The organism is Liquorilactobacillus oeni DSM 19972 (assembly GCF_001436275.1).
Classification (GTDB): Bacteria; Bacillota; Bacilli; order Lactobacillales; family Lactobacillaceae; genus Liquorilactobacillus; species Liquorilactobacillus oeni.
Window position 1 is genome coordinate 839,327 of sequence record NZ_AZEH01000039.1, and the last position, 8,041, is coordinate 847,367.

At 37.9% G+C, this 8,041-nt stretch carries 7 protein-coding genes and 1 tRNA gene; 2 read left to right on the top strand and 6 right to left on the bottom strand.

The window, feature by feature from the left end:
* Window positions 1-82: 82 nt before the first annotated feature.
* Complete coding sequence (locus FD46_RS09105) at window positions 83-1,027, bottom strand: AEC family transporter (protein WP_057896835.1); 945 nt, start codon at window positions 1,025-1,027, stop codon at window positions 83-85.
* Window positions 1,028-1,225: 198 nt separating this feature from the next.
* On the opposite strand from FD46_RS09105, the gene FD46_RS09110 reads away from it, so the two are divergent.
* The gene (locus FD46_RS09110) at window positions 1,226-2,392 is read left to right on the top strand and encodes an LCP family glycopolymer transferase (protein WP_057896836.1); all 1,167 of its coding nucleotides are present in this window, start codon (window positions 1,226-1,228) and stop codon (window positions 2,390-2,392) included.
* Between the two features lie 480 nt (window positions 2,393-2,872).
* On the opposite strand, the gene FD46_RS09115 is transcribed toward FD46_RS09110, so the two are convergent.
* The 5 genes from FD46_RS09115 to FD46_RS09135 form a co-directional block, all read right to left on the bottom strand.
* A complete protein-coding gene (locus FD46_RS09115) occupies window positions 2,873-3,862 on the bottom strand; it encodes a beta-ketoacyl-ACP synthase III (RefSeq protein ID WP_057896885.1) in 990 nt (329 codons plus the stop codon).
* A gap of 82 nt (window positions 3,863-3,944) precedes the next feature.
* Window positions 3,945-4,030, bottom strand: a tRNA-Leu gene (locus tag FD46_RS09120).
* 19 nt (window positions 4,031-4,049) lie between these two features.
* Window positions 4,050-4,529: a SprT family protein gene (locus FD46_RS09125; protein ID WP_057896837.1), complete on the bottom strand. Its 480-nt coding sequence runs from the start codon at window positions 4,527-4,529 to the stop codon at window positions 4,050-4,052.
* A 188-nt stretch (window positions 4,530-4,717) separates the two neighbouring features.
* Window positions 4,718-5,545, bottom strand: coding sequence for an ammonia-dependent NAD(+) synthetase (nadE, locus tag FD46_RS09130; protein WP_057896838.1), 828 nt, complete (start codon window positions 5,543-5,545; stop codon window positions 4,718-4,720).
* A gap of 54 nt (window positions 5,546-5,599) precedes the next feature.
* Window positions 5,600-7,063, bottom strand: a complete 1,464-nt coding sequence (locus FD46_RS09135) for a nicotinate phosphoribosyltransferase (protein ID WP_057896839.1) — start codon at window positions 7,061-7,063, stop codon at window positions 5,600-5,602.
* A 143-nt stretch (window positions 7,064-7,206) separates the two neighbouring features.
* Here FD46_RS09135 and FD46_RS09140 point away from each other — a divergent pair, with 143 nt between their 5' ends.
* Window positions 7,207-7,947 (top strand): WecB/TagA/CpsF family glycosyltransferase, encoded by a 741-nt coding sequence (locus tag FD46_RS09140; RefSeq protein ID WP_057896840.1) that lies wholly within the window; start codon window positions 7,207-7,209, stop codon window positions 7,945-7,947.
* Window positions 7,948-8,041: the final 94 nt, after the last annotated feature.

An 8,041-nucleotide genomic window follows, 5' to 3' on the forward strand; every position in this document is an offset into this window, starting at 1 on the left:
GCTACACCGATAGGAATCTGGCATAACCATTTATCAAATCTACTGTTAAATTCACAGGTTTACAACCTCTGTAAAACAACCCTTAAAGACTTTGGGTAATTACCATTAAAATCGGCACCATGATTAGTGAAATCAACGTAGTCTCAGTAACCATAACCGCAGCATAGTCAGAATCAGCACCATACAAACTTGCAACAACGGGAGCGTTGGTCATAACTGGCATAGCGGATTGCAAAATAAATACTTGTTTCATCAAAAGCGGCATGTCAGAAGGCATTACTAATGCTATCATTAAAGCTGGTGCAAAAACAAAACGTCCCAGCAAAACGAGTAAATTATCTTTTTTAAAGGTAATATTCTTCAAGCCGGCATGTGAAACTGAAATACCAATAAAAATCATTGATAATGGAATTGTCAAACTTCCGATGTAACTAAGATCAGAGCTTACAAAAATGGGCAATTTAATTTTAAGTAGTACAAATATTACTCCAATAATAAAACCCAGCAATGGTGGAGAAAAAACCTTTGAAAGTGTTTTTTTCAGGCTCATCTTTGTTTCAACAGTACCATCACGCTGTATCAAATACGTCCCAAGCGTCCAAAAGATAGTTGTATTAGCCATATAATAAATCAATACATACGGTACACTTGAACTTCCAAACAAAGCCTGATTAATTGGCAAACCGACAAAAACAGTGTTAGAGTTAAAAAACATCGAAGAAAACAGACCTGCATGGCTATTCCTGATTCTAAAAACCTGTACAATCGCAAATGCCAATGCCATTAGGATTAACATTGAAATTACTGGAAAGCGCAAGTCTGGAAGCATCTTAGCAAGGTCTTGAGCTGTAAAACGGTCTGTAATCGTAACCATCATGTAGCAAGGCAGAGAGATCTGGGTTACTATCCGTGCAATCAATTTTTTTGATTTTTGATCGAACCAGCCTTTTTCTGCCAGAATATAACCTAGTATGATCATTATTAAGATGACCAAAACGCCTGAAACACTATGTTCAAAAACTTCCATGATTTCATCTCTTTTCCTATTAGCGATGCATAAACATTTATCAGTATATCACAATTAGCTGATTAAATTTACTTAACAAAAGTTCTGACAAGCAATTACTTAATTTATCTTAAAAAATACATTGTGCCTTCATTTTATTGTATTTTACGTAGTATAATTCTACATATAGTGTCGAAATGTGCAGTTAAGGAGTTTTTTATGAATAAGAATGAAAAAGAAAAACGTGATTTTCTCGAAACACCCCTAAGACGCAGCTCAAAAAATTCTCATCGTAAAATCAATATACACAGTAAACGCAAAAAGATCTGTGCAATAGCTTTGCTGCTTGTTTTGGTTATTTTTTATGGTGCTGGCCTTTACGCTCACGGGTTACTGGGAGACGCGAAAAAAACGCTTGATAAAACATATCAAAAAACAAACGTAAAAAAATTGCGCAATGTTTCGCAAGTATTAAAAGAGAAAAAACCGTTTTCAGTGCTCTTGCTTGGTACCGACACTGGTGATTTAGGACGCAGTGATAAGGGGCGGACAGATACAATTATCGTGGCTACTATCAATCCTGATACAAAACGTGCAACCTTAACAAGCATTCCTCGGGACACACAAGTCAAAGTCAGCGGAGATTCAAGTTCTTATGAAAAAATAAATTCTGCATATACAAACGGCGGTACAGCTGCAGCAGTTAAAACAGTTCAAAATACTTTGCATGTTCCTCTTGATTTTTACTTATTAGTAAATATGGGGGGTTTACGCAAATTAGTAGATGCAGTAGACGGGGTGACAATCACCCCGCTGCTGACTTTTAAATATAGCGCTGCTGATGTTACCAAAGGCAAAACTGTTACTTTAAACGGTAAACAAGCACTTGCTTATTCCCGAATGCGTTACACTGACCCCGAAGGAGATTATGGCAGGCAAAAACGGCAGAAACAAGTCATTAAAGCTATCGTTAATAAACTGCTTTCTGTAAAATCTCTTTCTAATTACCAGAAAATCTTGGATACGGTTGAAGACAATATGCAAACGGACCTAACTTATGATGATATGATTACAGTTGAAACCAATTACAAAGATGCAGCAAACTCGATTAAATCTTATGTGCTTAAGGGCGATGATGCAATGATTAATGGGCTTTCATACCAAATTGCATCAGCTGAAGAAAAAAAGAAAGTTTCAAACCGAATCAGAAACGAATTAGGACTCGATCCTTCTACTGAAAACTTTGTAGGGCAATTAGGAGGCACAACTTATTCTAATTCAACAGGCAGCGGTTATGGCACATATTCAGGAAATTCTTCAACCGAGTATGGTTCAGGTACTGCTTCCACTTATACCACTGATGGATATACTAACAATAATTATTAAACTTTTTTTGAAAGGGGCTGGGTCAAAACTTATGTTTTGGCTTAGTTTTTTGGGGCTCTTTTGCAATTTCATATCAACGTGTTTCAATAGTCAGTTTTTTCCGCTTAACCACAAATTACTCATAGTCAAATCCGGACTATGTTCGTAATTAACAGTTAATGCTCAAAGCCTAACGATTGTTGGCACACTTCCTTTTTATTTTTCACTATACCCAAAAAGAGTTTCATCAGGAAAAATTTCTATTTTTCCTGATGAAACTCTTTTTTTGGTGCCTTATGAGGGGCATATTCTTTTCCATTATCTTGTAATAATCGCGTCCAGTTATTCCGTCTGATCGAGAAAATACCATGGTTAAAAGCCAAGATTACGTTTGCATTTTATATGCTTAAGCACCCGACGCCCCCTACCTCTTGTAAATTAATGCATAAATTCAGCTCGTTTTAAAGTACGCTTTTTTCGTATTCTCTACTGTATCAACTTTTACTCTCCAAAGTGTGAAAGATCCAGTAAAATACTGCCATAGCTAAGACCAGCTCCAAATCCTGTCAATAGAGTCAGACCGGCTTTATACTTTGATTTTAAAACAAGGTCTAAGCCGATAGGTATTCCCGCAGAAGAAGTATTACCATAGTAAACTACATTTTGTGCAAATAATTTTAGCGGGAGAGAAAGCTCTTTGGCTATTCTTTCAATAAGCCTTAAGTTAGCTTGATGAGTTATGATTGAATCCAGCTCAGACAGCTTGAATTTATTGGCGTATAAAAAATCCTTTATATGTTGCGGTACTTTTGAAATCACAAAATCAAATACCGCATGTCCATTTTGATAAAATGCATCCAAATTAGGATAGCTTTCAGAGCAAACTTCTGTCATAGCGGGAATACGGCCGCTATGAATCACCTCTGGAGCGGGCGTTGTCACTAATTTTTCTGCTACAAAAGCTTCCTGAGCAGCTTCTTCGCAAGTACTTAGAAGTACTCCCCCTGCTCCATCGCCAAAGAATACAGTTGATGTTCTATCTTTAAAATCCATCATCTTTGAATTAACTTCACCCGCAATCACTATAGCATGCTTAAATTTTCCTTGACGTAAAAACTTTTCCGCGGTGCTCAAAGCAAAGACAAAGCCGGCACAAGCAGCACTAATGTCAAAGGAAAAGGCTTTAGTAGCTGAAATTTTCTGTTGAACAAGCGAAGCTGTGGAAGGAGTTAAAGCATCTGGTGTAATCGTTGCAACAATGATCAAATCGATCTCATCTGCAGAAATTTTAGCTTCTTTTAATAATTTCAGCGCGGTCTTGGCACACAAGTCAGAAGTATTTTCTCTAAGAGCATAATGTCTTGTCTCAATACCAGTATGCCGTTTAATCCATTCATCTGATGTTTCCATAACATTGCTGAGTTCATCGTTTGTAACAACACGTTCAGGAACATAGTGTGCAGTTGCAGCCAGTTTTACAGACTTGACCATTTGCCTCTTCCTTTCATCCTTAAAATTAAGCCGTTTAGCGAAATAAAAGGGACCCAAGTCTTCCTGGGTCCCTCCTTTAAAATGCGGGTAAATGGATTCGAACCATCACGGGCTGTAACGCCCACCAGATCCTTAGTCTGACGCGTCTGCCAATTCCGCCATACCCGCAACAACAGAAATAATTATATCAAATCTCAGTTTTAGAAGCAAGTACTTTTGGCTCTCTTTTTAAATAAAGTGCCAATTTCCCACGGCAGCGACCACAAACAAAACGTGTGGTATTGATCCTTCTCCTTCTGAAATACTGCTGTCCGCAATCACAACAACGATAAGTATATTTCAATCTACAGGTATCCTGTGCTGGGGCATACCGCAGCCCACCAACTTGAAGTAGAAGTTCTTTAAAACAACGTGTACGATGCTGGTATCCCAAATGCTGCAAATGGAGATGATAGTGGCAAAGTTCATGCTTAATAATACCTATGAGGATATCTTGGCCATACTTATCAGCCATCTGCGGGTTAATTTCAATATTATGTGTCTTTAATAAATACCTCCCGCCAGTTGTTTTCAAACGTTTATTAAAGATTGCCGCGTGTGTGAATTTCCGATAGAAAAACTGTAAAGAAGTTTTTTCTACAAGCCTTTGCAATTGCTCATCAGTCATTTAAACTTTTCCTTTCGCTCTAATTATAAGAAACAGATTTAAGCTATTATTAATGCCCATTGAAAAACATCTGTGCCATTAGATTTCGACCTTTGCACATCGTTCCTATCTGTATGAAAAAACCTCGCTTATGGCTGTTTTTACAACTAATTGTAAAAAACAAAACAAACCATTTACGAGGCTCTTATTTACTTCCAAAATGTATCGTAAACTGTGACTGGCAGGCTTCTCTTATGCTGAGTTTTAAGATACCAATTTTCAATCTTTTTAGCGGCATCTTCAGGTACCTTGCGCCCTTCAAGATAGTCATCAATGTCATCATAAGTAACTCCGAGTGCAACCTCATCCGGAAGAGCAGGACGACCGTCTTCCAAGTCAGCAGTTGGCACTTTCTTGTAAAGATGTTCTGGCGCCCCCAGCAGCTCTAAAAGTGCACGTCCTTGTCGTTTGTCCAAGCGCCACAACGGCGTAATATCAGCACCTCCATCACCATATTTAGTATAAAAACCAGTTACAGCTTCAGCAGCATGATCGGTACCGACAACAGCTCCGTGTTTAGCAGTTGCAACTCCATATTGAGCAATCATACGTTGACGTGCTTTAACATTACCCTTATTAAAGTCACTCACGAGAATCCCATTTTCCTCGATACTTGAAACAGCAGCATCCGTAGCGGCTTTAATATTTACTCTGATTGTTTTGTCGGCTTTCATAAATGCAATAGCATCCATTGCATCCTGTTCATCAGCCTGGTTGCCGTACGGAAGACGGACCGCGATAAACTCATAATCTTTGCGCTCAGTCTCCGCTCTTAGCTCTTCAACTGCTTTTTGACAAAGTATTCCCGCCAAAGTTGAATCTTGGCCTCCCGAGATTCCTAATACAAGCGATCTTAAAAAGGAATTTTTAGTCAAATAGCCCTTAATAAAATCAACACTTCTTCTGATCTCTTGTTGGGGATCAATTTCAGGTTTTACCTTTAATTCTTTAATTATTTTTCTCTGTAATTCACTCATTGGTAGTCCTCCCAAAGTAAAATCAGCTTTAATGTAATAATATCTAACATCATTTTACGCTTTTTTGGTAATACTTTCACGGATTTCTTTGATAATCTTCATTTTATTGTCATAACAGTCTTGGGAAAGATCTACCGGATAGTCTTGTGGGTTCAAATCGCGTTTGTACTCTTCCCAAAGGCTGTCTAGACGATCATGAGCATATTTTTTAATTTTTTCCAATGTGGGTACCTGATAAACTAATTTCCCATTTTGGTAAATATCCTGCAACAATGGCCGGGCATCAAAATCACTCACATATTTATTGATATAGGTATAATGAGGGTGGAACATGTAAAGAGACTTAACTGTAGTGGGGTTCTCATACCAAAGTGCAATATAATCACCCTCAGATTTACCGTCAGCTTTCTTTGTAATCCGCCAAACTTGCTTTCTGCCAGGAGTGGAAACCTTTTCAGCATTACTTGATAATTTGATTGTGTCTTCAAGTTCTCCTTGAGAATCTTCTATTGCAACCATTTTATAAACTGCACCTAAAGCAGGCTGATCAAAAGCCGTGATCAGCTTAGTACCGACCCCCCAAACATCTATTTTTGCGCCCTGCATTTTAAGATTAGTGATCGTTTTTTCATCCAGGTCATTTGAAGCATATATCTTAGCATTAGGAAAACCTGCCTCATCGAGCTGCTCTCGTACTCTTTTTGAAATATAAGCCATATCTCCTGAATCAATTCGCACACCCAAGAAATTAATCTTTTCTCCGAATTCTTTTGCGACCCTAATTGCATTGGGAACTCCACTACGCAAAGTATCGTATGTATCTACAAGAAACACACAATTTTTATGCGTAGCTGCATATGCACTAAAAGCTTCATAATCACTGCGATAAGCCTGGACAAGAGCATGTGCGTGGGTCCCGCTTGTGGGAATCCCAAAGATTTTACCAGCACGAACATTACTTGTTGCATCAAAACCGCCTATATAAGCAGCACGTGTTCCCCAAATCGCAGCATCAAACTCTTGTGCTCTTCTTGTTCCAAATTCCATGATGCCATCATTATGAACAACAGAACGGATTCTGGCTGCTTTGGTGGCAATCAGAGTCTGATAATTGACTACATTTAAAATTGCGGTCTCTACCAGTTGACAGTCAACAAGGGGCCCTTCTACTTGTAAAATCGGCTCATTATTAAAAACGACTTCACCTTCCACCACTGATCTGATAGTAGCTGAAAACTTAAACTCACGTAAATAATCTAAAAAAGCAGGAGGAAAGTCATTAGTACTTTTCAGATAAGCCAAGTCTGTATCAGAAAAATGAAGCCTGCTTATGTATTCAATTACACGTTCCAAACCAGCAAAAATAGCATATCCATTTTCAAACGGCAGTTTACGAAAATATAATTCGAAAACAGCTTTTTTCTGATCAATTCCCTTTTCCCAGTATGTTTGAATCATGTTCAGTTGATATTCATCAGTGTGGAGGGCATAACTGTCATCCGGGTAAATCTTTACCATTATTTGTGCTCCTTCTCAGTTATTCTGAGTTGTTTTTTATTTATACAGGCCTATAGAATAGACATCAGTTTATTTTATCACTTTTTCAATGAACGGTCATTTCTGTTATACTTAGTCTAGATTTTTTGAAAGCGGGTTTCTTCATGAAAAATAAATATGCTACAGTTGATGTTCTTGGAGTTTCTTTTACAAAAATAACTAATCGTCAACTTGTTAATCAGCTAATCTTAGACAGTCAACAACGTAAAAATTGTTTTGTAGTAACAGCAAACCCTGAAATTGTTTTATATGCACGTGAACATCCTGAATACGCAGCAGTTTTACAGCAAGCAGACTATACTGCAGCTGACGGTATCGGCATCATAAAGGGTGCTCAGATTTTAAAATCCCCCTTGCCAGAACGCGTTACAGGCTTTGATACACTAATTTCGCTGCTACAATACGCTGATAGGCACATCAAGAGTATTTTTTTATTAGGTGCTAAACCGGATGTAGTTAAAGCAGCCAAAAAAAACATACAGAAAAAATATCCGCGGTTAAAAATCGCTGGTTACCATGATGGTTATTTTACAAACCCTGAAACAGTTGTTTCTTTAATCAGACAAAGCTCCCCAGACTTTGTTTTTGTTGCTCTAGGGTTCCCTAAACAAGAATTCTTTATTAAGAAATTCCGCTCATCGGCTTGTGCCATTTGGATGGGCGTTGGCGGTAGCTTTGATGTGCTTGCTGGAAATGCTAAAAGAGCTCCTTTATTTTGGCAAAGGCATCATATTGAATGGCTTTATCGGCTTGTGCAAGAACCAACCAGAATCAAGAGAATTGCAAAACTGCCGGTTTATTTATTTTTTGTGCTATGTTCAAAATATCTTAATAAATGGAAATAATATACTACTGAGTTAATTAACATTTGAATTTGTAAAAATTGGGGCTGGGTCAAAAGTGAAATTTTAGCCTAGTTCCTCTACTTATTCCGGATAA